The organism is Cardiobacteriaceae bacterium TAE3-ERU3 (assembly GCA_019218315.1).
Classification (GTDB): domain Bacteria; phylum Pseudomonadota; class Gammaproteobacteria; order Cardiobacteriales; family Cardiobacteriaceae; genus JAHUUI01.
In genome coordinates, this window is sequence record JAHUUI010000001.1 from 689,108 (window position 1) to 712,712 (window position 23,605).

At 48.7% G+C, this 23,605-nt stretch carries 25 protein-coding genes; 17 read left to right on the forward strand and 8 right to left on the reverse strand.

Going from position 1 to position 23,605, the window contains the following annotated elements; all coding sequences use genetic code 11:
* Nucleotides 1–140: 140 nt before the first annotated feature.
* From KRX19_03130 to KRX19_03175, 10 genes are all read left to right on the forward strand, one after another.
* Nucleotides 141–731 carry a DUF1007 family protein gene (locus KRX19_03130; GenBank protein ID MBV7434009.1) on the forward strand — a complete coding sequence of 197 codons (591 nt, stop codon included), beginning with the start codon at nt 141–143 and terminating at the stop codon, nt 729–731.
* Nucleotides 722–1,777, forward strand: coding sequence for a nickel/cobalt transporter (locus tag KRX19_03135; protein MBV7434010.1), 1,056 nt, complete (start codon nt 722–724; stop codon nt 1,775–1,777). The genes KRX19_03130 and KRX19_03135 overlap by 10 nt, the downstream gene beginning before the upstream one ends.
* A 207-nt stretch (nt 1,778–1,984) precedes the next feature.
* Nucleotides 1,985–2,566, forward strand: coding sequence for a polysaccharide deacetylase family protein (locus tag KRX19_03140; protein ID MBV7434011.1), 582 nt, complete (start codon nt 1,985–1,987; stop codon nt 2,564–2,566).
* A gap of 89 nt (nt 2,567–2,655) precedes the next feature.
* Nucleotides 2,656–3,285, forward strand: coding sequence for a TRAP transporter large permease subunit (locus KRX19_03145; protein MBV7434012.1), 630 nt, complete (start codon nt 2,656–2,658; stop codon nt 3,283–3,285).
* 4 nt (nt 3,286–3,289) lie between these two features.
* Nucleotides 3,290–3,757: a MarR family transcriptional regulator gene (locus KRX19_03150; protein MBV7434013.1), complete on the forward strand. Its 468-nt coding sequence runs from the start codon at nt 3,290–3,292 to the stop codon at nt 3,755–3,757.
* Between the two features lie 15 nt (nt 3,758–3,772).
* Nucleotides 3,773–5,419 carry an indolepyruvate/phenylpyruvate decarboxylase gene (ipdC, locus tag KRX19_03155; GenBank protein MBV7434014.1) on the forward strand — a complete coding sequence of 549 codons (1,647 nt, stop codon included), beginning with the start codon at nt 3,773–3,775 and terminating at the stop codon, nt 5,417–5,419.
* A gap of 489 nt (nt 5,420–5,908) precedes the next feature.
* Entirely contained in the window at nt 5,909–7,402 is a 1,494-nt protein-coding gene (glpK, locus tag KRX19_03160) for a glycerol kinase GlpK (protein MBV7434015.1), read from the forward strand.
* Nucleotides 7,403–7,558: 156 nt separating this feature from the next.
* Nucleotides 7,559–8,773 (forward strand): glycine betaine/L-proline ABC transporter ATP-binding protein, encoded by a 1,215-nt coding sequence (locus tag KRX19_03165; protein MBV7434016.1) that lies wholly within the window; start codon nt 7,559–7,561, stop codon nt 8,771–8,773.
* A complete protein-coding gene (locus KRX19_03170) occupies nt 8,773–9,600 on the forward strand; it encodes a proline/glycine betaine ABC transporter permease (GenBank protein MBV7434017.1) in 828 nt (275 codons plus the stop codon). Before KRX19_03165 ends, KRX19_03170 begins: the two co-directional genes overlap by 1 nt.
* A 67-nt stretch (nt 9,601–9,667) precedes the next feature.
* Nucleotides 9,668–10,516: a glycine betaine ABC transporter substrate-binding protein gene (locus KRX19_03175; GenBank protein MBV7434018.1), complete on the forward strand. Its 849-nt coding sequence runs from the start codon at nt 9,668–9,670 to the stop codon at nt 10,514–10,516.
* A gap of 118 nt (nt 10,517–10,634) precedes the next feature.
* On the opposite strand, the gene KRX19_03180 is transcribed toward KRX19_03175, so the two are convergent.
* Nucleotides 10,635–10,832, reverse strand: coding sequence for a hypothetical protein (locus tag KRX19_03180; protein ID MBV7434019.1), 198 nt, complete (start codon nt 10,830–10,832; stop codon nt 10,635–10,637).
* 86 nt (nt 10,833–10,918) lie between these two features.
* Here KRX19_03180 and KRX19_03185 point away from each other — a divergent pair, with 86 nt between their 5' ends.
* The 5 genes from KRX19_03185 to KRX19_03205 all read left to right on the forward strand — a co-directional run bounded on the left by KRX19_03185 (nt 10,919) and on the right by KRX19_03205 (nt 14,873).
* The gene (locus KRX19_03185; GenBank protein MBV7434020.1) at nt 10,919–11,515 is read left to right on the forward strand and encodes a LemA family protein; all 597 of its coding nucleotides are present in this window, start codon (nt 10,919–10,921) and stop codon (nt 11,513–11,515) included.
* A complete protein-coding gene (locus tag KRX19_03190; GenBank protein MBV7434021.1) occupies nt 11,515–12,417 on the forward strand; it encodes a TPM domain-containing protein in 903 nt (300 codons plus the stop codon). Before KRX19_03185 ends, KRX19_03190 begins: the two co-directional genes overlap by 1 nt.
* A gap of 52 nt (nt 12,418–12,469) precedes the next feature.
* Nucleotides 12,470–12,976: a TPM domain-containing protein gene (locus KRX19_03195; GenBank protein MBV7434022.1), complete on the forward strand. Its 507-nt coding sequence runs from the start codon at nt 12,470–12,472 to the stop codon at nt 12,974–12,976.
* Between the two features lie 78 nt (nt 12,977–13,054).
* Nucleotides 13,055–14,176 (forward strand): alanine dehydrogenase, encoded by a 1,122-nt coding sequence (ald, locus tag KRX19_03200; GenBank protein MBV7434023.1) that lies wholly within the window; start codon nt 13,055–13,057, stop codon nt 14,174–14,176.
* 340 nt (nt 14,177–14,516) lie between these two features.
* A complete protein-coding gene (locus tag KRX19_03205; GenBank protein MBV7434024.1) occupies nt 14,517–14,873 on the forward strand; it encodes a hypothetical protein in 357 nt (118 codons plus the stop codon).
* Between the two features lie 20 nt (nt 14,874–14,893).
* Here KRX19_03205 and mutY read toward each other — a convergent pair whose 3' ends face one another.
* From mutY to KRX19_03235, 6 genes are read right to left on the reverse strand one after another with little or no spacing between them, the layout of a single operon-like run.
* Nucleotides 14,894–15,958 carry an A/G-specific adenine glycosylase gene (gene mutY / locus KRX19_03210; protein ID MBV7434025.1) on the reverse strand — a complete coding sequence of 355 codons (1,065 nt, stop codon included), beginning with the start codon at nt 15,956–15,958 and terminating at the stop codon, nt 14,894–14,896.
* Nucleotides 15,958–16,830: a polyprenyl synthetase family protein gene (locus KRX19_03215; GenBank protein MBV7434026.1), complete on the reverse strand. Its 873-nt coding sequence runs from the start codon at nt 16,828–16,830 to the stop codon at nt 15,958–15,960. Before KRX19_03215 ends, mutY begins: the two co-directional genes overlap by 1 nt.
* Complete coding sequence (locus tag KRX19_03220; GenBank protein ID MBV7434027.1) at nt 16,827–17,072, reverse strand: exodeoxyribonuclease VII small subunit; 246 nt, start codon at nt 17,070–17,072, stop codon at nt 16,827–16,829. The genes KRX19_03215 and KRX19_03220 overlap by 4 nt, the downstream gene beginning before the upstream one ends.
* Nucleotides 17,069–18,022 carry a ribosome small subunit-dependent GTPase A gene (gene rsgA / locus KRX19_03225; GenBank protein ID MBV7434028.1) on the reverse strand — a complete coding sequence of 318 codons (954 nt, stop codon included), beginning with the start codon at nt 18,020–18,022 and terminating at the stop codon, nt 17,069–17,071. Before rsgA ends, KRX19_03220 begins: the two co-directional genes overlap by 4 nt.
* A 2-nt stretch (nt 18,023–18,024) precedes the next feature.
* Nucleotides 18,025–18,771: a VacJ family lipoprotein gene (locus KRX19_03230; protein ID MBV7434029.1), complete on the reverse strand. Its 747-nt coding sequence runs from the start codon at nt 18,769–18,771 to the stop codon at nt 18,025–18,027.
* Between the two features lie 6 nt (nt 18,772–18,777).
* Nucleotides 18,778–19,878, reverse strand: coding sequence for an AI-2E family transporter (locus KRX19_03235; GenBank protein MBV7434030.1), 1,101 nt, complete (start codon nt 19,876–19,878; stop codon nt 18,778–18,780).
* Nucleotides 19,879–20,076: 198 nt separating this feature from the next.
* Between KRX19_03235 and prmB the strand changes: the two genes are divergently transcribed.
* Nucleotides 20,077–20,979, forward strand: coding sequence for a 50S ribosomal protein L3 N(5)-glutamine methyltransferase (prmB, locus tag KRX19_03240; protein ID MBV7434031.1), 903 nt, complete (start codon nt 20,077–20,079; stop codon nt 20,977–20,979).
* Nucleotides 20,980–21,089: 110 nt separating this feature from the next.
* On the opposite strand, the gene nirK is transcribed toward prmB, so the two are convergent.
* Nucleotides 21,090–22,316 carry a nitrite reductase, copper-containing gene (gene nirK, locus KRX19_03245; GenBank protein ID MBV7434032.1) on the reverse strand — a complete coding sequence of 409 codons (1,227 nt, stop codon included), beginning with the start codon at nt 22,314–22,316 and terminating at the stop codon, nt 21,090–21,092.
* A gap of 212 nt (nt 22,317–22,528) precedes the next feature.
* On the opposite strand from nirK, the gene KRX19_03250 reads away from it, so the two are divergent.
* Nucleotides 22,529–23,590 (forward strand): iron-containing alcohol dehydrogenase family protein, encoded by a 1,062-nt coding sequence (locus tag KRX19_03250; protein MBV7434033.1) that lies wholly within the window; start codon nt 22,529–22,531, stop codon nt 23,588–23,590.
* Nucleotides 23,591–23,605 lie beyond the last annotated feature (15 nt).

Consider the following 23,605-nt stretch of genomic DNA (forward strand, 5'->3'; position numbering starts at 1 on the left):
AGAGAGAAAAATTGCAGTAAGATTAAAATGTTATGTTATAACAAAACATTCAAAATGCCTATTGATCGCCGTGTTGTAACCGTCCTGTAAACTGATTAAGTTATGATGCGCTGCAATTATTTGATTTGATCACCCAATCTATGAAAAAAATCTTCTTTGTTTTTTCCTTCTTAATTGCCGCACCTCTGTGGGCGCATCCGCATGTGTGGATTGATGTGGATGTCAGCCCGCAAACGGACAGCAATGGCAATATTACCGCGCTGCACGAACGCTGGGTATTTGATCCGTTGTATGCACAGATGCTACTTGAATCAATTTTGGTTGAGCGCGATGCAGCTACACAGGAACAGTTATGGGTACACCTGCAAGACGACATCCGAGAAAACCTTGGTAAAGAACACTATTACACCTTTCCGCACCAGCAGTTTGGCGAAGCGCAGGATGGCAAGCTGATTAACGAAAATGGCGAGCTGTATTTTGATGTGACTGTACCGCTAGAAGAGCCGGCTAAAACGCTGCAATATCAAATATATGAGCCGGAATATTTTGTCGAAATTCTGCATAGCCCTGACCAGAGCAAAACTTTTGACAATGGCTGTACGCTGAATATCGTTCCTGCTGATCCCGACCCTGAAAAATACGAGCAGGCTGCGGCGCTCGATCGTAACCAAAAAGGTGAGGACAATCTCGGCCACTATTTTGCGGAAACCGGAGTGATCACATGCCCGTAAGCAGAAAATGGCTGTGGTTGGGCATAGCCGCCGTTGTGCTGTTGTGTGTGATTTTTGCCGCAGATATTCACCAGCTATGGCGTGAATTACTGTTTTATGTGCAGCGCGAGCAAAACAGCTTGCGCCGCGAGATCACCAAAAGCTTATCAGCATTGCGTCAAGGTGGTGATCCGGCAGCGTGGTGGGGAATGGTCAGCCTTGGTTTTGTCTATGGTGTATTGCACGCAGTCGGGCCAGGGCATGGGAAAGCAGTGGTCAGTACCTTTTTGCTTACCCAGCCGAGTGGCTATAAAAGTGCGTTGGGATTGGCGGTTGGTGGTGCATTGTTACAAGGCGTTAGTGCCATTCTTTGGGTCTCGGTGACGCTGGGCTTGATGCAGTGGTTAATCCGCGAAGCCGTCGGGCAAGTCATTTGGGCGGAGCGCTTTAGTTATACGCTGATCATTGTTGCTGGTGCGTATATCGTATGGCGGCAATGGCGGCGCCTGCGCCAACCCGATGCTGCTTGTGGTTGCGGGCATGATCATCACCACAATCATTCAGAACATGAACATGCCCACAATCATATAGCTGGTGAAGTGCAGCACTGCTGCTCTAATGAACATCATCACGAGTGCCAACACGGTAGTGATGATGCTGAAAATAACCATCAACATTGTGATCATTACCACCATAACCACGGCGAATTTGAAGCATTGCCAACGTCCTCGCGTCGTACGCACTTGCTCGCCATGCTGGCTATCGGTGCGCGCCCGTGTTCCGGCGCAATTCTTGCCTTGGCCGTTGCCGCTGGCTGGGGACTGTGGGGTGTTGGCATCGCGATGACCTTTGCCATGGCACTTGGTACCGCCATCACCGTACTCAGCCTTGCCTTGCTCACCGTATTTGGCCGCGAACGCCTCGCGTTGTCCTTGAGCCAAGGGAGTACGCATTGGCAAAAAGCTTTCAATATCCTCGTGATTGTCGGTGGACTGATATTGGTCGCATTGGGGGTTGTGATGCTGATGGCGAGTGGTGGTAGCAATGGTGCGTTGCCACGTGTGTAAGTAGAATAGCCAATAACTGGCGGGTAGCCGTTGGAAATAACAAAATAAAAGGTGTGATATGACCATGTAGGTAAAAATTCCAATTTTGATGTATCACAGCATTGTGCGACCACAAAAAGGTGCGCCAATGAAGTGCTTACATGTTCCCCTGATGCGTTTTCATAACCACATGCGCTTGCTCAAGATGCTCGGCTATCCGCATTGTCTATGCAAGCATTATTGCCATATTTACGTGGTGAGCAGCATGGCAAAGTGGTTGGGCTGACATTTGATGATGGCTACCGTAACAATTTGTCGGTCTTGCCGATTTTGCAGCGCTACGGCTTTAGTGCGACTTGTTATCTGGTGAGTGACTTGATCGGTAAACACAATATCTGGGACGAACAAAAAAATATCCCTTTTAATCCACTGATGAGCACTGATGAAGTACGGCAATGGTTGGCAGCGGGCATGAGTATTGGTGCACACACACGCCATCATGTTGATCTACGTGCAATGGATGATGCTCGGGCAGGTGAGGAAATTGCTGGTTGTAAGGCACAGCTTGAAGCGTTATTTGATGTATCGGTTGATGACTTCTGCTATCCATATGGCTATTACACGCCGCGCGATGTCTCGTTGGTTGAATCAGCCGGGTATCAGACGGCGACAACTACTCGCCGCAGCCGCACTTATGTTGGAGAAGATAAGTTACTCGAATTGCCGCGCGTGACGATCAATAATAATGCGTACTTGCATACATTTTTATTGAAAATCCTGAGCGGTTATGAGGATAAGCGCGGACGTTAGTTCCAACATAAGTATAAAAAAGCCCTACAGCTTTGGCCGTAGGGCTTTTATGTTTACAGGGTGATTACTTGTAAACGTAGAGGGTTTGAATGCTGGTAAATTCCTTCAAGCCGACTTCGCCAAATGCAATGTTGAATTGCTTGATGCTACTAAACGGTACTTTTATCCTAACTCTGCTCGCACTGTGGAATCGCCGCTTGAGCTGGTCGGGGCTGCGTGAGGTATTGCTTGATAGTGCGCGCACCAACTGTATGCTGTTTGCGATCATCATTGCGGCGCTGATTTTCTCCAATTTCGTCAACCGTGCCGGGTTACCTAATGCCTTACTTGGCTTTATTAGCCAGGCTGGATTGTCTCCAACTATGGTTATTTTGCTGATTATTGCGATCTATTTTGTGCTTGGCTGTATGCTGGAAAGCCTGTCGATGCTACTGCTTACCGTGCCATTATTTTTCCCGATTGTTGCAGGATTGGGCTTTGATTTGATATGGTTTGGTATTCTTGTAGTGGTGGCAATAGAAATCAGCTTGATCACCCCGCCGGTGGGGATGAATGTGTTTGTACTGCAAGGGCTGCTGCCGGATGTTCGCGCGGGAACGATCTTCCGCGGTATCGTGCCATTTTTGGTCGCCGACTTGCTACGCATTCTGCTGATTGCCTTGATACCGGCGCTTTCTCTATGGTTGCCAACGCTGCTTAAATCTCTGGATGCAGGATAGCAAAATGACTTCTCAATTTACGCTGGGGCAGTTTCTGCCGTACCGGCTTAATGTACTTGCTATGCGTAGTAGCGAGCAGCTGGCGCGGATCTATGGTGGGCAATACGGCATCACCATTGCGCAGTGGCGGGTGTTGGTATGGCTTAGAGTACGGCCGGGTGCAAGTGCGCAATTTATTGCTGATAAAACCTTCATGGATAAAGCGACAACTTCACGAGCGATCAATGCGCTGGTTGAGCGTGGTTACGTCTCTCGGGAGCAGGACAGCAACGACCAACGGCGCAATATTCTCGCGCTGACTGATGAAGGTGCGACTTTGCTTGGGCATCTCCTGCCGCAAGCGCAAGCGTGGGAAGCGCAATTACTCGACGTACTCAGCAATGAAGAGTGTAAACAACTTAAGACAATTATGGCTAAACTCGAGCAGCGCCTTGGCGATATTATCGTCCGCGAGTCACTTCATTCAGAATAGATATAGGTGAAACACATGAATACTCAATCCAATACTTTGGCCGAACAGTTATTTGCTGCGCTAAAGGCGCGTGGTGTGGCGGAAATTTTTGGGATCCCCGGTGATTTTGCACTACCGATGTTCAAGGCTATCGAGGAAGGTGGCTCACTGCCGTGTTATTACCTAAGCCATGAGCCTGCGGTTGGTTTTGCTGCTGATGCTGCGGCGCGGATGCGCAGTAAGCCATCCGTAGCAGCCGTCACCTATGGTGCGGGTGGTTTTAATATGGTTAACCCAATTGCCGCAGCGTATGCTGAAAAATCACCTGTTATCGTACTATCCGGTGGCCCTGGTGATGCGGATAAGAAGACCGGCTTACTGGTGCATCACCAAGCGAAAGATCTCGATTCACAGCTTGAAGTGTATCGTGAAGTGACTTGTGACCAGGCTATTCTGGATGATCCAAAAACTGCACCTGCATTAATTGCCCGTGTGCTTGATAATTGCCTGCGCTATTCGCGCCCGGTGTATCTTGAAATACCGCGCGACAAAGTATTCGTTGAATGCGAAGCAGTGCCTGAACCCGCTGAAGATTTGTGGCCATATCACGAAGAGGCCTTGCAAGCATGTGCTGAAGCTGTGCTTGAGCGCCTGCAAAAAGCTGATCGCCCATTGCTCATGGCTGGGGTCGAGGTACGCCGTTTTAATTTGGAAAATGAAGTGGCTGAACTTGCCAAGCGCCTTGATATTCCGGTCGCCACTACCTTGATGGCGCGTGGTTTGCTCTCACGCCATCAAGATGTTGCTTTACTCGGTACTTACCTTGGCTCCGGTGGTGATGAAGATTTGCGCCAGCGCGTCGAAGAAGCTGATGCATTGTTCCTGCTTGGCGTTATTTTGACCGACAACAATTTTGGCTTGTCCGGTCAGCGGGTTGATTTTCGCCGTGTGATGCACGCCGTCGATGGGCAATGCTCTATGGGTTATCATCACTACCCACAAATCGGGCTTAAGCCACTGCTCAACAAGCTGCTAGAACTTGTGCCAGAGCGCACTGCACCAAGCAAAGAGCGTAGCTTGCCCGTTTATCCGACCGGCTACAGTGCTGATAATGCGGCTGTCGCGCCAAGTGATGTGGCGAAGCTGATTAACGACCATTTTGCTGCTAATGAAAAAATGCCGATTGCAGCGGATATGGGGGACTGCTTCTTCACTACGCTTGATATTGAATCAACTGATCTGGTCGCGCCGGGCTTTTATGCGACGATGGGCTTTGGTGTGCCGGCGGGTATTGGTGTGCAAGCAGCGGACGGTCGTCGCCCGATCATTATGGTTGGTGATGGTGCTTTCCAGATGACCGGTTGGGAATTGCTCAATGCACCGCGCTATGGCTTCAATCCGATTGTTTTGGTGTTTAACAATGCCAGTTGGGAAATGCTGCGTACCTTCCAGCCAGAGTCGAAGTTCAATGACTTACCAGTACTTAATTTTGCGGCGATTGGCGAAAGCCTCGGCGGTAAAGGGCACAAGGCTGATAACCGCGAGCAGCTCAAAGCGGCATTCGATGCGGCGGTCGCAGATGAAAGCACTTTCCACATGATCGATATCAAAATCGAGAAAGAAACTCTATCCAATACTTTGTCCCGCTTTGTGGCTGGGATCAAGGAAATGCGAGGATCGTAACTGGGGATAACTTGTGGAAAAGGCGGTCGTTTGACCGCCTTTTTAGTTTTTATTCAGCCATGCGGCACTGCTCAAGATTCAAGTTAAAGTCGTTATAAAACAGTTTATTGCTAACATGAGTAGGCTACGCGTAGTGGATGTATCTTGGTCGTCAGATGCTTTAAGCTTATTTCTTGCTTTTGATTTACAGGTGTTGCAGAAAGTGGGGTTCAATGCGGCTCTGTGTTTTGCTATGTTTAACGATACAATACGTATAATTGCTTATTTTAACGTGGTCGTAGGGAATAGCTAAGGACCATCGAGGAATAAAATTGAGCTCAAAAAATATTCTGCTCATGAAATGAGGGCGATGTGGTGTTTATTAGGGGCGATCAGAATCGCTATTGCACTTAATAAACCTGCGGATCAATTGCCTCTGAGCCGTTCATCTGCTTGAGTAAAGGATATTGAGCGAGCATACTTTTGCTAACGACCATATGAGGATCAATCATGGCCAAACAATTCATTCTAGCTGTTGATCAAGGCACCACTTCTTCACGTTCGATTCTGTTCAATCAGGCAGGTGAGCCGGTTGCCATTGCGCAAAAGACATTCGAACAGCACTATCCCAAGCCGGGCTGGATTGAGCATGATGCAAAAGAGATCTGGAGCTCTCAGGTATCTGTAATGACGGAGGTATTGGCAAAAGCAGGTGTGAATTCTGATGCAGTTGCTGCAATTGGCATTACCAATCAGCGTGAGACGACGATCGTGTGGGATCGCGAAAGTGGCGAGCCTGTGCACAATGCAATTGTGTGGCAGGATCGCCGTACCGCTAAATATTGCGATAGCCTCAAGGAAGAAAAAGCAGAATGGATTCGGCAGAAAACAGGCCTTATCGTCGATGCGTATTTTTCTGCGACCAAGATTAAGTGGATTCTCGATAACGTTGATGGCGCTCGTGAACGCGCTGAAAAAGGCGAACTGTGCTTTGGTACGGTTGATAGTTGGTTGATTTGGCAAATGACCAGCGGCAGAACGCACGTTACCGATGTATCAAATGCCAGCCGCACCATGTTGTTTAACATTCACGATATGCAGTGGGATGATGAGCTACTTGAGCTGTTCGATATTCCGAAATCAATGCTGCCGGAAGTGAAGTCATCGAGTGAAATCTATGGGCATACCTCGAAGCGTTATCTATCCGAGGAAATTCCGATTGCCGGTATTGCAGGTGATCAGCAGGCGGCACTATTTGGGCAGATGTGCATCAAGCCGGGCATGGTAAAAAATACTTACGGTACGGGTTGCTTTATTTTGATGAATACCGGCGAAGAAGTGGTAACGTCTGAAAATAACCTGCTTTCTACGGTGGCGTGGCAAATTGATGGCAAAACGACTTATGCGCTGGAAGGTGGCGTATTTGTTGGCGGTGCAGCAGTGCAATGGTTGCGCGATGGGCTGCGCTTGGTGCGTACGTCTGCGGCGGTTAATCCTCTCGCTGAAATGGAAGAAGACAATGGTGGGGTCTATTTTGTCCCCGCATTGACCGGCCTCGGTGCGCCATATTGGGATCAGTATGCGCGCGGACTGATGATCGGCATAACCCGTGGTACAACGGATGGGCATATTGCGCGTGCAACGCTGGAAGGTATAGCGTTCCAGGTCTATGACATTATCAAGGCGATGGAAGCAGATGCTGGGCGTGAGACTAAAGAATTACGCGTCGATGGTGGCGCGAGTGCCAGTGATCTTTTGGTGCAGATTCAGTCTGACTTGTTTGGTGCGCCAATTGTTCGCCCGAAAGTATTGGAAACCACGGCACTTGGTGCAGCATATCTTGCGGGCTTGGCAGTCGGCTATTGGGATAACCTCGAAGATATTGCCGAGCATTGGCATGAAGACAAAACCTTTGAGCCTCAGCTTGAGCGTGAGCGCGTTGAAGAAATGCTGCATTATTGGCATAAAGCGGTCAAGCTGGCGCAAGGTTGGGCAGAAGAATAGTCTTTGTGTCTTCTGTGGATCACTAAAATACGTAATTGACTGATAAGGGTCGGTTTTATTATCACAGAAAGCTCTATTCTTTGAGTGGGTGAATTTGACCTGACGGCTCGCTGCTCTATACTGTTTTGACTCTATTTATTGATTGGACAATTACTTATGCTTAATCATGAACAGAGTCATGAGGCGAAAATCCGTGTCTCGGGCTTAAGTAAGGTGTTTGGGGATAACCCCGATACGGTACTGAAGCTGCGCGATGAAGGAAAAGGGCGCAGTGAAATTCTCAAGCAAACTGGGCAGACACTCGGTTTGACCAATATTAATTTTGAAGCTCATGAAGGCGAATTATTGGTCATCATGGGCTTATCTGGCTCAGGAAAATCAACTTTGATCCGTTGCCTGAACCGCTTGATTGAGCCGACCGAAGGCTCAATTATTATCAATGGTACGGACGTAACCAAGCTTGGGCGCAAGGATTTGCTTGAGTTCCGGCGTACGAACTTCTCAATGGTATTTCAAAACTTTGCCCTATTTCCTAATCGCACAGTCGCTGAGAATGCCGAATTTGGCTTGGAGATTCGCAAGATGGATAAAGCCGAGCGCCGTGAGAAAGCGTATCAGGCCTTGGCGCAAGTTGGGCTTCAAGGCTGGGAAGAATCATATCCCGGGCAACTTTCTGGCGGGATGCAACAGCGTGTTGGTCTGGCAAGGGCGTTGGCCAATGAAGCTGATATTTTATTGATGGACGAGGCATTTTCTGCACTCGATCCGCTGATTCGTGGTGATATGCAGCAAGAGTTGCTCGAACTGCAGCGTAAAATGCGTAAGACGATTATTTTTATTACTCACGACCTCGACGAGGCCATCAATATTGGTGACCGCATCGTACTGCTCAAAGATGGTGCAGTGATGCAGATCGGTACGCCGGAAGAAATTCTTACCCGTCCAGCAAATGATTATGTTGCGCGCTTCGTTGAAGGTGTAAACGTAACTAAGGTACTGACTGCTGAGCACGTTATGCGCGCACCACGTATATTTGCGCGCCCCGGTGACGGCCCACGTACCGCACTGCACAAAATGAACGAATTTGATCATGACTCTATTTATGTCTTCGATGAGGAGCGGCGCTTACGTGGTTTATTGAGTGTTGAGGCGGCAAAACGTGCCATTGATGATGGGGTGACTGATCTCTCAGCATATTTGAGCCAAGACTTTCCACGTACGACAGCTGAAACGCCTTTACAAGATGTATTTGGATTATTCGAAAATCAATCTTACCCGGTGACGGTGCTCGATGATGAGCAAAAGGTGCGTGGTGTGATCACCAAAGGAGCTGTTTTGGCGAAACTGGCAGAAACAGGGGAGGCTGCATAATGGATATCCCACGTATTCCACTTGGTGAGTGGATTGAGTCCGGCATCAATTTTATTACTGACCGCTATTCCTATATCACGCGTGGTATTGCTCGGGTCACGGAAGATGGTATTGACTATCTCAATGACGGTTTACATTGGATTCCAGAATGGGCATTCATTATTGCCATGGCGCTGCTGTGCCTGCGCTTATCCGGTATTCGCCTCGCCATTGGCTCGGCACTTGGGCTGGGGTTGATTTGGAACATGGGGCTATGGTCGCCGATGGTTGAGACGTTGTCGTTGGTGATTATTGCCACGGCGATTGCGGTATTGATTGCTTTACCTTGCGGTATCCTTGCAGCGCTATCAAACCGCGCTAATCGCATGATTATGCCGGTACTTGATTTTATGCAGACGATGCCGGCATTTGTCTATCTGATTCCAGCTATTCCATTCTTCGGCATTGGTGCGGTATCGGGTATTTTCGCCACAGTAATTTTCTCTATGCCGCCGGCAATCCGCTTTACTGCGCTCGGCATTCGTCAAGTACCAACGGAGCTGGTTGAAGCAGCGGATGCATTTGGTGCATCGCGTAGTCAAAAATTGTTCAAAGTTCAGCTGCCTATGGCAATGCCAACCATCATGGCTGGGATTAACCAAACCATCATGTTATCGCTCTCCATGGTCGTGATTGCGGCGATGATCGGAGCAGAAGGTTTAGGTACGGAAGTGTGGCGTGCGATCCAACGTCTACAGCCTGGTCAGGGCTTTGAAGCAGGCATTGCAGTGGTCATTCTTGCCATGCTGCTCGACCGCATTACCCAGAACTTGCGCAAGAAGCGCTGATTTGACCTTTCCAGCCTGAGTTGTTAGGTTGTAAGGGTAAGTTAAGATTTAACTATTGGAGATTGTTATGAAAAAATTACTGACTACAGCAATTTTGGCAGGACTGGCGACCAGTACTGCATTCGCAGCAGACGACAAAGAAATCGAATTGGCTTACGTTGAGTGGTCAACTGAAATTGCTTCAACCAATGTTGTGCGTGCTGTGCTTGAGCAGGCTGGTTATGACGTTAAGGCGACTTCGCTCTCTGCTGCAGCAATGTTCCAAGCTGTTGCTTCTGGTGATGCAGATGCGATGGTTGCAGCGTGGCTGCCATCTACCCATGCAAGCTACTACGAGAAGCTAGGCGATAAGCTTGAAAATCTTGGCCCGAATTTGCACGGTACCAAGTTGGGGTTGGTCGTTCCATCCTACACTTATGACAAAGTACAGAGCATTGACGACATCAAAGCAAATGCAGAGTTGTTCGACGGACAAATCACCGGTATCGATCCGGGTGCGGGGATTATGTCGATGGCTGAGAAGGCTATTGATGAATACGATCTGGATGATGTCCGCTTGCGTTCAGGCAGTGGTGCAACCATGACTGCTGCACTAGATGCTGCGATCCGTAATAATGAAGATATTGTGGTTACTGGCTGGACGCCGCACTGGATGTTTGCTCGTTACGACTTGAACTATCTTGATGATCCAAAAGGTGTATTTGGCGGTGAAGAACAAATCGACACCATCGTACGTAAGGGTCTGAAAGAGGATAAGCCAGAGGCTTATGCAATTCTTGATAACTTTGAATGGACACCTGAGGACATGAATGAAGTGATGCTCATGAATCAGGAGAAAGGCTCTGACCCTTATGAAAATGCTAAGCAGTGGGTCGCTGATCATCCTGAAAAGGTAAATGCTTGGTTAGGTAAGTAATCTAACTGTACGGCTTTCATATTGGCAAATGCCCTAGTTTGATTGATGAAGCTGTTTAAAGTCGTAAAAAGCCGCTCTTGGAGCGGCTTTTTTGGGTTTTGATGATATTGAGCTGTACTTACAATGAGCCGCTAACGCCAACACCGACTGATTGATGCTTTTCATTTAATCCGCTACTGACGCCGACGCTGGCACCAACGCTGCCGTAAACACCGGATTGCTCTGTTGGTTCAGGTTGCTTGGTTGTCGTGGGTACTTGGCAGGCGCTGAGTGCGAGTAATGCCAAGGTGATTAGTGCGATACGTTGCATATTCATGACCTCATATTGCTAAACATCGTGTATCAGTATGGCGAATATTGACCCATGATACAATCAGCGAAAATATTTAACCGGAAGATAAAATGAAAAAAACCGTACTGTGGGTTGTCTTGGGTCTCGTTGTGCTGGTCGTGGCTGTGGTTGGTTATAGCTATAACGATTTACAGCGTGCTGATGAGCAGGTTGAGCAACAGTGGTCTGAGGTTGTTAACCAATATCAGCGCCGTGCCGATTTGATTCCAAACTTGGTCGAGACAGTCAAGCGCTATGCCGAGCATGAAGAAGGCGTGTTTGTTGACGTCGCGAAAGCGCGGCAGCAAGTCAACAATATTCAGGTGACGCCTGATATGCTCAATGATCCGCAGGCCGTAGCGCAATACCAAAATGCTCAGGGCGCATTGACCCAATCGCTTGGTCGCCTGATTGCCGTCGCAGAAAACTATCCTGACCTCAAAGCCAACCAAACCTTTGAAAACCTGATGACTCAGCTTGAAAGTACTGAAAACCGTGTCACTGTTGCGCGTAACCGCTATATCGAAAGCGTTCGTGATTACAACGTACTGGTGCGGACTTTCCCGGGTAACATCGCTGCGATGATCATCGGCATGGATAAGAAACCGAACTTTTCAGTTGCCAATGAAGATGCGATCAGTACAGCGCCAAAGGTGGAGTTTAACTGATGCGTCGCGGGCTGCTTTCACTGCTGTGGATTCTGTGTGCGGGTATTGCATGGGCGCTACCCGCCAAAGATGTACCGACTAACCTTGCCGTGGCTGATATGGCCGGGGTGATGAGTGCAGAGCAAAAAGAGAATCTTGAGTCGCAGCTGCGCCAGATGAATAACAGCGGATATATGCAGGCCGCTGTAGTCATCGTCCCTTCAACTGATGGCGTCGATTTATTTGACTACGGTATGTCCTTGGCTGATCGTTGGCAATTGGGAGACGCTGAAAAAGACAACGGTTTATTACTGATCGTGGCCATCAATGACCGTAAGTTGCGCTTCTTTCAAGGCTATGGCCTTGAAGGTGAGCTGCCTGATATTGCGCTTAAAGGCGTTATTCGCGATGAAATCACTCCCTACTTTAAGCGTGGTGAGTATGCTCAAGGTATTTCTGCGGGCATGAACCGTATTGCTGCGGCACTCAATGGCACTGGCCTACCCTTGCCAAAAGCACCGGAAGGTAGCTTTGATGATGACGTTGGCAATGATTATGGCATCGTGCCTTTTATCTTGGTATTTGCATTTATTTGGGCGAGAGGATTATCCAAGCGCTTTGGCAAACTACCAACTTGGCTGGGCTTGAGCGCTGTTGGTAGTGGGCTCCTTGTCGCTATTATGGGCTTTACGCTATATACGGCTGTACTTGCCCTTTTCCTCTCCACAATACTCTTTGTAATCACTTTGGTTGCGGCTGCAATGCCAATGTCCACATCAAGCGGGCAATCCAGTGGTCGCCACATGCCGGGCGGATTTGGCGGAGGCCATTCATCTGGAAGGCGTTCGTCTGGTGGAGGTCACTCGTCTTATCGCGGTGGCGGTGGTGGATTTGGCGGTGGTGGTGCCGGAGGTTCATGGTAATGCCGTATAGATCAGAAAATTTTTGTCACGATTTCAATCAAGGTGTAGCTGTATGAATGTCCCAACCAGGCTGAAACGCAGTTTGCAAAATGCCACCTTTATGCCGTTTCGTGAGCGTTGGCTCAATCAACGTGTGCTTATGGCCTTAGGCGACGCAAATGCGGCTGCTGAAAAGGGGCACGGTGGCGAGATTCGTCTGGTCATTGAGCGTTCGATGCCACCTATGCTTGCGTGGAAGCAGCGCGTCCGTGAGCGCGCTGAAGATTTATTTGCCCATCTGCGAGTATGGGATACAGAGTTGCGCAGTGGCGTGCTGATTTACCTAAATTTGGCCGAAAAGCGCCTTGAAATTGTCGCAGATCGTGGCATTGATGCGGTGGTTGAGCAAAATACATGGCAACGCCTATGTGATAAAGCTATCCATGATATCCGTGCAGGACAGCAGCAGGTTGCTCTGGAAATACTGTTGGCAAGTGTGGGAGATCTTTTGCGCGAACATTTCGGCATGCCTGATGATCCGTATGGAGATGAATTGCCTAACCGTGTTGTTTTATTATAGGTACTTTACGGCTTCAAGCTGGTAAAGATAAGTTACTTAGGTCATTGAAAGTGCTTTTTGTGCGTAAGGAGAAGAGTGATGCTAATCGGGGTACCCAAAGAAATTAAGGCCAATGAATTTCGTGTCGGCTTGACGCCAGATAGTGTGCGTGAAGTTATTGCGCATGGTCATCAGGTCTTGGTTGAAACCAATGCTGGTGAAGGGATTGGCGCAGATGATGACGCCTACCGCGCGGCAGGTGCAGAAATTGCGGACAGCGCGAGCGAGATCTTTGCCAAAGTTGATATGGTGGTCAAGGTTAAAGAGCCGCAGAAAGTTGAATATGAGCAGTTGCGCAAGGATCAAATTTTATTCACTTATCTGCATCTCTCACCAGACCCGGCGCAGACAAAAGGCTTGATAGATAGCGGCTGTATCGCTGTCGCTTATGAGACGGTGACTTCACCTCAGGGTACTTTGCCTTTACTTGCGCCGATGTCTGAAGTGGCTGGACGTATGGCGACCCAAGTCGGTGCATATCACTTGCAAAAAAACAGCGGTGGTGAGGGTATGTTGCTCGGTGGTGTGCCGGGTGTATCGTCTGGTCATGTAGTTATTTTGGGCGGTGGTGTTGCCGGTACCAATGCCGCAAAAATTGCCATTGGTATGGGCGCAAAAGTCACCATTTTGGATCGTAATATTAACCGCCTGCGTTATCTTGCCGATATTTTTGGGCATCAGGTCGAAACGGTTTACTCTACCACTCAAAGTGTTGAAGATTATGTCAGTAATGCAGATTTGGTTGTTGGGACGGTCTTGATCCCTGGTGCGAATGCACCAAAACTGGTGACGCGTGAGTTGCTTGGCAAAATGAAGAAAGGCGCTGTGATCGTTGATGTTGCCATCGACCAAGGTGGCTGTACGGAAACCAGTAAAGCAACGACGCACCAAGAGCCAACATTTATCGTCGATGATGTTGTGCATTACTGCGTAGCGAATATGCCGGGTGGTGTACCAAAGACTTCAACCAATGCGCTTAATAATGCCACATTGCCATTTGTGCTGGCGATTGCAAATAAAGGTATTAAAAAAGCACTGGAAGAAGATGAGCATCTGCGCAACGGATTGAACGTCAGCCAAGGAAAGCTAACCTTTAAAGCGGTTGCTGAAGCGCAGGACCTGCCTTACCACGATGCTGAAGAAGCTGTTCGTGCTTTGTGATGTAGCGTTCTTATCACGGCATTTTTTGATAAAACCCTGCTGATGCAAGTGCAAGCAGGGTTTTTTGTGTACTGATGTTGCAGCTCCCTATACTTTATGCATATCTAAAATTACTTGGTATCTATTCGGAAGTGGTGATAGAAATATGGGAATTTTGATGCGAAATATGGATCTTCGATTGGTTTAATTGGTGTAAAAAACGCTTTTATTTCAGTAAATAAATAGAAGTGGGTTACGAAAGTATTCAAGAATAAAGGCGGCTCAATTTATTCATTGACAGAAAAGAATGATTATTATTTAATGAATAAACGATATTCATTCCTACATCCTTGGAGTCATCATGCTGGCCGCAATCCCCATTAATTTTCATGCAGCTGTGGCTGCACCCGAGCAATATTTCAATAATGAACTTGATAAGTTGCAAACTCACCTCTCTCAGGCTGAGCAGGCTCTAGCTGCGTGTGAATATGTGCGTGCAGCATGGGCATTCCGCAGTGCGTTTGCATTATTGCTGGAAGATTTTCGCCGCCGTGATGCGGTGTTACCTGTTGCTCAGCGTTGCGAATTATTTGCCCGTGTTTGTCGCGCTTGGCAGGCTACTTATGCGCAATTGCCAACCAGTCAGCGCGATGTTGTGGCAATGTGTCGGTTTATTGAAGGGCAGCGTCGCCGAGTTGAGTTTTTTGCCTGCTCGTGAGCGCTGCGTGGTATTGATGCTCACGCACTCTCGAAGTTGAATTCAGTTTGTGTTTGTTCGCTTAAATGACGTTCAATGATGCTGCGAATAGGTTTGGGTAATCCTTTACTCAGCGCTTCTTGATTAGGGAACCAGCTGATTGTTGGATCAGGGTTGTGGATTGTGATGTGAATCGGCGTGATATGTAGCGCGTAATGGGTGAAGCGGTGGGTAAAGGTCGCTCCGGTATATTGCTGCTCTATTGCGCCATGTTTTTTAGCAAAGGCATTGGCTGCTGCGCTGTCACTAAACTCAGGTAAGCTCCATAAATTCCGCCAAATGCCATGGTCGGGGCGGCGATAGAGGTGAATCCCGCGCTCAGAAGTCAGTAGCAGCAATACAGTGCTTTTTTCGGGCAGAATTTTGCGCTTTTTCTTGGTTGGTAGTATGTCCGTGCAGTTATGTTGTGCGGCGTAGCAGTCGTCTTGCACAGGGCAGGCTGTGCAATCTGGCTTACTACGGGTACAGATGAGACTGCCGAGATCCATCAATCCCTGAGTATAGCTGCGCAGTTCGTCGCTTTCTTTTGGCAATAACTCTTCTGCGGTTTTCCATAGAAGCTCGAGTGTTTTGCTGTCGCTGGTGACGCCGTGTATACCAGCGTGGCGGGCGAGAACCCGCTTAACGTTGCCATCGAGAATGGCTTCGCGTTTGCCATAAGCAAATACGGCGATAGCCGCTGCAGTTGAGCGGCCTACGCCTTTGAGTTTTTCGAGTTCATTGCGTTCTTCAGGAAATTGCGCGTTGTACTCATCGACCACTTGCTGGGCGGCATGATGCAGGTTACGTGCGCGGCTGTAATAGCCTAAGCCACTCCATAGGGCGAGTACGTCATCCAGCTCTGCACTGGCCAAAGACGCGACATCGGGATAATGTTCGATGAAGCGTGGGTAGTAGTTCAGTACCGTGCTGACCTGGGTCTGCTGAAGCATAATTTCTGACAGCCAAATCCGGTAGGGGTCGCTACACTGCCATGGCAGATGATGGCGGCCGTGAGCTCGCTGCCAATCGATTAGGCGCTGTGCAAAGGGCTGCGTGGTCGCCATCAATGCGTGCGTTGAGCAATGGCCTCAATCAGTTCGGCAATCTGCTCGCCGCGATTTGGCAGCATGTGGCATTGCGTAAGGGCTTGCTCAAACAAGCGCTCAGCCTCCAACTGGCTGGCTTCAAGGCCAAGTAACGCTGGGAAGGTACTCTTACCTTGAGTGCTGTCTTTACCCGCTGTTTTACCAATTTCTTCACTGTTGCCTGTGGCGTCGAGAATATCATCTGTAATCTGGTAGGCGAGGCCAATGGCTTTACCTGTAGCATCAAGCACACCGCGGTGTTGCTCATATACGTCAAGCCCGGCGGCCATTGCACTGATGTGCAATGAGGCGCGCAGCAGGTCACCTGTTTTTCGCGCATGAATAATTTTGAGTGTGGCGAGGTCGCATTCACTGTCTGTATGAGCCATGTCGAGCATTTGCCCGGCAATCATGCCGTGATAACCGCTGGCTTTACTGAGTAAGCTGATTTGGCTGAGGCGAATATCCGCAGGCAGTAGGCCACGGCCAAGTATTTCAAAGGCAAGTGTATTGAGGGCATCGCCAGCCAAAATGGCTGTGGCTTCACCAAATGCTTTATGTGTGCTGGGTTGGCCGCGGCGCAGGTCATCGTTGTCCATTGCAGGCAAGTCGTCGTGGATCAGGGAGTATGCGTGAATGCATTCTATAGCGGCCGCCGCTGTATCGAGCTTGCTCCAGTTTACGTCAAAATCTGTTGCGCAGGCATAAACCAATGCGCCTCTGAGGCGCTTGCCACCACCTAAAGTTGCGTAGCGTATTGCTTCGCTGAGGGTTGATTCATCACCAGGCAGGTGCAGGCGTAGTGCGTGTCTGGTTTTCTCTGTAAGCTTACTTAAAAGTGTTTCACTCACTGGCTGGCCTCGTCAAAAGGAATCAAATTTTCTTCTTGCGTATGTGGGTCGCGAGACAGAAGCTGAATTTTCTGTTCTGCGCGATTGAGTGCCTCTTGGCACTGTCTGATCAGGGTAATACCTTGCTCGTACTGCTCAAGTGCCGCTTCAAGGGGAAGCTCGCCACTTTCCATGGCAGATACGATACGCTCGAGTTTCTTCAGCTCGGATTCATAATCAGCGATTGGGTTATCAGTACTCATGTGGAATGCTCCTCAAGTATTTGCATCAGGCTGTGGTAGCGGCTCTCCGCTATTGCCCCAGCTGCAACCGCCTCAAGCACGGCACAGCCGGGTTCATGGCGGTGGCTACAATCGTTAAATCGACAATCACCCGTGTGGCTGGCTATATCTTTAAAGCCAGCAATGATTTCCTCGGTATTTAAGTGGTCAATCGAAAATCCACGCACGCCTGGCGTATCTATCACCGCCCCACCACTTGTGAGCGGATAACGCCGTGAGTTGGTCGTAGTATGGCGGCCGAGATCAGTCGCCTCAGATAGGCTTTGTATCCAAATGTCGCTGTCTGGCACCAGCTTATTGATCATGCTTGATTTCCCAACACCTGATTGGCCACATATGACTGTCTGCTTGCCAGCGAGGATATCCGATATCTCACTAAGGCCTTCTTCATTGGCCACGCTCAAGGCCATAATGCGATAGCCCATAGCCCGATACGGCTGTAGTTCGTCTTGCCACTGTTGATATGCATCATCAGTCAGTAAGTCTATCTTGTTGCAAACGATGGTTAGGTTAATATCGGCTTGCCGAGCCGCAATAATATAGCGATCGAGTAAGCTTGCTTGCCATTGCGGACGTGCGGCAATGACGACAACCAATTGGTCTATATGCGTTGCGATGGCTTTGGCTTTGCGTCCGTGCCATTTATACAGTGTATGCTGCCGTGGGAAGACTGCTTCAATCACGGCTCGCTCACCTTGCATACGGCTGAGTAGTACTCGGTCATTAACGGCTATATCGCCGAGACTTTTGCGCCAATCCGCAGCTAAGAGCTCGCCGTTGTCGTCAACAATGGTTTCATAGCCCATATGTGCGACGACGATAGCTGCGTCTTCTATGGCTTGGCCATCCAGGCGCTCGTTATGTTGGCGCTTGATGCGACGCTGCTGTTGTTTGCTGAGACGGTTAGACAAGCTTACTGCTGCTCCTCAGCAAAGATGGCATCTATCGCTTCTTGCTGTTCCTCACTACGATGGCCTTTATTGAGTTCAGCCCAGCGGTGTTGCAACCAAGTATCGCGGATTAGTGTGTATTTGTCGGTCATCACGCCTTCAAGTGAGCGCTCAACAGAAAGGAGCTTGGCTCTGGTATTAATACCATTGAGGGCGGCTGCACTCCAGGAGAAGCCATCGTCCGTGTAGTAGATAGGGCTGAATGCCAATTTGTCTACAGCAAGGCCAGCACCATCGCGTACGGTACTTGGGCCTAAGAAGGGAAGTACTACATAAGGGCCGGATTCGACGCCGTAATGTGCCAGTGTACCGCCAAAATCCGCACGAATCTTATTGTTACCAAGTGCTGTACCGACATCAAAAATGCCGCCTAGCCCATAAACACTATTATTGATGACACGTGCTGTAATCCTGGCTGCCTGGTCAAATTCAAGCTGGAGGAGGCTGTTGATGACGGCACCCATGTCTTGGATATTACCGAAGAAATTACTGACGCCGGTCTGTACAGGATCGGGTACTACTGTGTCGTAGACCGTGGCAACAGGCTTGAGTAAGCTTGTATCTAGTGCGTCATTGAACGCAAATATTTTACGGTTTACCGGCTCCCATGGATCGTAAGTATAGCCATCAGGACCGATAGCACTGCTGCATGCCGAAAGCGTGATAGCAGCAGCGGTACTCAAGACAATATTTTTGGATAAATTATTCATTACAACTCAAAAGTTAATGTATTGATCGTCAGGTAGTTTACGGCCATTTTCACCATAATCACGGTAGATGTCACTCTGTAGATAAGTGTCTTTGAAATAGCCTAAGAATACATTGATCAGTGCGGCAACCGGCAGTGCCAGGAGGACGCCCATAAAGCCGAATAATTGGCCACCGGCTAAAACGGCAAATAATACCGCAACTGGATGCAGGCCGGTGCGGTCTCCGACAAATTTTGGCGTCAGGAACATGCCTTCAATCATTTGTGCAATGGTGAAAATGGCAATGACACCAAGAGGGTGTGCCCAATCCTGAAATTGAATAATCGCCATAATACCTGCAATGGCAATACCGATGATCAAGCCTAAATATGGTACGAAGCTGACGATGCCGGCGAATAGTCCGATCACGATGGCAAGATCAAGGCCAAGAACGGATAACCCAACTGCATAGATAATACCAAGAGCAAGCATGACCATCAGTTGTCCGCGCAGGAAGCCACCGAGCACGATGTCGCAGCGGCGCGCAAGATCTTTGATTGTGCTGTGTGCTGAGCGAGGAATGAGTTCGTTGATCTTGGCAATCATGATGTCCCAGTCGCGCAGCAAGTAGAAAGCAACGACAGGGATCAGGAATAGATAGGTACCAAAGGTGACGATCATATTTGCCGGCTTTGCCAGCCCTGAAAGTACATTTTGGAAAAAGTTGGTTGCGTCGCCAAGGTTTTCCTTGAGTGCTTCCTGCAGGCCTTTAGGATCAAATGTGCGAGCGTCGATGCTTAAGTATTCTTCCAGCTTTGGCGTCAGGGAATCTTTAAACCAAGCCATATATTGTGGCATCTTCTCTATCAGCGCGCTGACCTGTTCATCCAGCATAGGGATTAAGACCAAAATGACCAATGCCATTCCGATGAAAAAAGAAAGAAAGACAATGACCACAGCCAATGCTCGAGGGACTTTTAACCCTTCCAGCCGATCTGCAATAGGGTCGCCCAGATAGGCAATCAGTGCAGCAAGCAGAAACGGCGTGAGGATTGGGCTGAGTAAATAGATCAGACCGCCGGTGCAACCAAGCACCACGATCCATAAAAATATACGGGAATCTTTCATATTGAGCGCGAAACAATGGGGCGCGTATTGTATCAGAGTTTGTATGCCAAAAAACCAAAAACCTTTCTTAAATCATGGTTTGTTATAAGAAAAGTGATTTGATTATCATGTCTTTTTATCGCCAGTGAAGTTTATCTCTGTGAACCTTGGGGGAATGTGGCTATATAATGCACGATTACGACCATTTTGGATGCTTTTATGCTCAAATTATTTACCATTCTCGACTGGGTGCGCTATAGCGCCAGTGAGCTTGCCCGTCACGACGTTTACTTCGGGCATGGTACAGAAACGGCGCTTGACGAAGCGGCTGCATTGGTACTCGGCCTGCTGCAATTGCCTTATGATCTCAATATGGACTACTTTGCTGCGCGCGTCACTGAGGCTGAGGCTACTGAATTGCAATCGGCATTGATGCGCCGCATCCATGAGCGAGTGCCTGTGCCGTATCTGACTAACCGCACACTTTATGGTGGCTACGATTTTTACGTTGATGAACGGGTATTGATCCCGCGCTCACCAATTGCTGAACTGATTGAGCGTAACCTTGCGCCTTGGTGGCCACAAAGTAACGCACCTGAACGTATTCTCGATTTGTGCTGCGGTAGTGGCTGCATCGGTATTCTCGCCAAAATGGCGCAGCCGGAAGCAGAAGTGGTACTAGCTGACCTTGATGAAGATGCGCTGGAAGTGGCTGAAATAAACCTCGACCGCTTTGGTATGCGCGATTGTGGTATTGAAACCGTACAAAGTGACGGGTTTAACCAGGTTGAAGGTCGATTTGACTGGATTTTGTGTAATCCACCGTATGTCGAAGCGGCAGAAATGGATGAGATCGCTGATGAATTTAAACACGAACCTCTCCACGCACTCGTATCTGGCGAGGATGGGTTGGATTTGACCCGCCAGATTTTGCGTGAAGCGCCTGACTACCTGACTGAAAACGGTGTGCTGATTCTTGAAGTTGGTATGACAGATTATTTACTTGAAGAAGCTTATCCAGAAATTGGCTTTGAGTGGATTGAATTTGAGCGCGGTGGCGCAGGTGTTTTAGCAATTACTGCTGATGAATTGTTGGCTTGTCGTGAAGCAGGCTTGCTATAGAAGTTAGCCACAAATAAGGAGCTTTTACTGGTCAATCAGTAAAAAAGGCCACCCGACAAGAATGGCGGGTGGCAAGCGAGGGTTCTTTTATTGCAACAGAAAATCTATAGTTATTTGGCTTGAGCCTCTTCCTGGGCTGCACCACTTTCAATGTTTTCTTCACCGACATAACTGTCGTCAGTTTTTTCAGCCAGTGCACCATCTTTGACTTCAGCTGCATCTTTAATTGGTGATGGCGGAACAACTTGTTCCATCAGGTCGTTATTCCACTCACCGTCAACGCGGATTTGCGAGATTGCGCCAAGATTGACGGCTTCTATCAGGTTGTGTGACAGGTAGACGTAAGTGCCTGGTTGTTTAAAGGTATACATCGCGGCACCTGCAGAGCCTGCACCGATCACCCAGCTTTCAAGGTTTTGAGCTGGTGTATCAGCGAGATTTCCACGTTCCCAAACATATTCACCGTGCCCACCAATTAAGTGTGGATAAGATGGGCGGTTTGCTTGCGAGTGGTAGAGCATGATGGTATCGCCAACATTGGCTTGCATTGCATTATCACCAGTCAGTTGGCCTTTACTTTCACCAAAAATAACGTGGGTTGGAATCAAGCCATCCATAACTTTCTTGTCGTCAGCAAAAGACTCGGCAGGTGAGTTGTAGCGCTTGTACTTGCCATTTTCATCTTTAGGAATGTAGTAATCCTGCTCACCGATATAGAAAGCTTTATCGTAAGTTAGTGGATTACCATCTTTATCCTTGAGCCCATCTTTTGGCAGAACCACAATCGCGCCGTTCATACCATGGACCACATGCCAAGGAATCATCGCACCACCTGGTGCACAGTGATAGACGAAAATACCGGGCTTAGTCGCTTTCCAGCGCAGTACTGTCTCTTCACCTGGGGCAACGTGAGTCAGCTCACCACCACCAAGAGCGCCGGTTGACGCGTGAAAGTCGATATTGTGAACCAGCTGGTTAGAGGAAGGGTTTTTCAACGTCAGCTCGACGTAATCACCTTCGTGAACCACAATCAATGGGCCGGGTACTGAGCCGTTGAAGGTAAATGCCCACATAAAGACACCAGGCTCAACCTCAATTTCTTTTTCTTGAATCGTCATTTCTACTTGTACGACACGTGGGGCATCAGGCGCAGTCAAGCTATGCTCAGGAACAGCAGGGGGCACAACCAATTTCTGGGTGACGTGTTCGAGTTTGCTCAGATCCTGAGCCTGTGTTCCAACTGAGTAGCCATCAAGGCCACCAGTGTGCTGATCAGCGGCGATTGCACCTGTAGATGCAATAGCAGCAATAGCCAAGCCAAGAAAGATTTTGCGCATGATGATTCTCCATTTTGGAAGTGAAATACCTTGCTTAAAAGTCTATTCTTATACGAAGTAGTTCGCATTGACCTAAGTCAATTTTACTAAATTATTTATATCAATTTAATTATTTTCTGGATTTTATGGTGTTTTAGCAAGCTTGTTACTCAGGTTGTTGCCATAGAGTGCTAGTGCCATAATGGAGACTGTGTAAATTGAGGCTATCAACGATGAATTTTGGACAAATTGTACGTAGTGGACCGGGAATGTATCACGCTGGTCGTGGTGTCTTGAAAGATCTTCAACAACTGATCACGCCATTCAAAAAGCCGGTAATTATCAGTGGTGAAAAATCTTATGCTGCCTTTGAAAAGTACCACGGTGCGCATAATTGGCCGGTGTATCGCTACGACCGTACAGCCAGCCGCGAGAACATGAAGGCATTAGCCGATGAAATTGGCGACGCAGATCTTATTATAGGCATTGGTGGTGGTAAGGTGCTTGATACCACCAAAGGTGTTGCTGAAAATCTCAATGCAGATCTTGCATTCATCCCGACTGTAGCAGGGACATGTGCCTGCGCAACACCGGTTGCCGCCATTTATCACCCCGATCATACCTTCCGCGAAATTGGTTACTTTAACCGCAGCGGTTATTTGTGCCTCGTCGACTACGATTTGTTGCTCGAATCGCCACGCGAATACTTGCTTGGCGGCATCAGCGATACGCTGGCCAAGTGGTATGAAATAGAAGCACTGACGCGCAAATTTGACCGAATGCCAGCGATGGTCGAGCTCGCACGCGCATCTGCCGCCGTCACCCGCGATATTTTGCTTAAGGATACCGATGCAGCGCTCGCTGCACACGAAAGCAATCAGTGGGATGATGCCTTTGCACGCATTATTGATACCGTGTTTGCCATTGCCGCCACCGTTGGCTGCTTCGGCTGCGACAATGGTCGCACAGCAGGCGCACATGCTATCCACAACGCATTGACGATTTACCCTGAAACGCACCACATTCAGCATGGCATCAAAGTCGCTTACGGTATTCTTGTGCAACTCGTTACGACCGGCGACGAAGACGAAATCAAACGCTTACTGCCTTACTACCAGCAAAGTGGCTTTATTTACCGCTTTGATCAGCTCGGCATTCCCGAAGACATCCATACCGCCGCACCCAAAATCGCTGAATTTGCTGCGAGCGACAAGGAATCGTTCCGCCTGATTCGCCCTATTAGTGCCGAAGAAGTGGCTGAAGCAATGCTGCGACTAGAGGCTTTGGTGCAGTAATGACAATTCTGATGA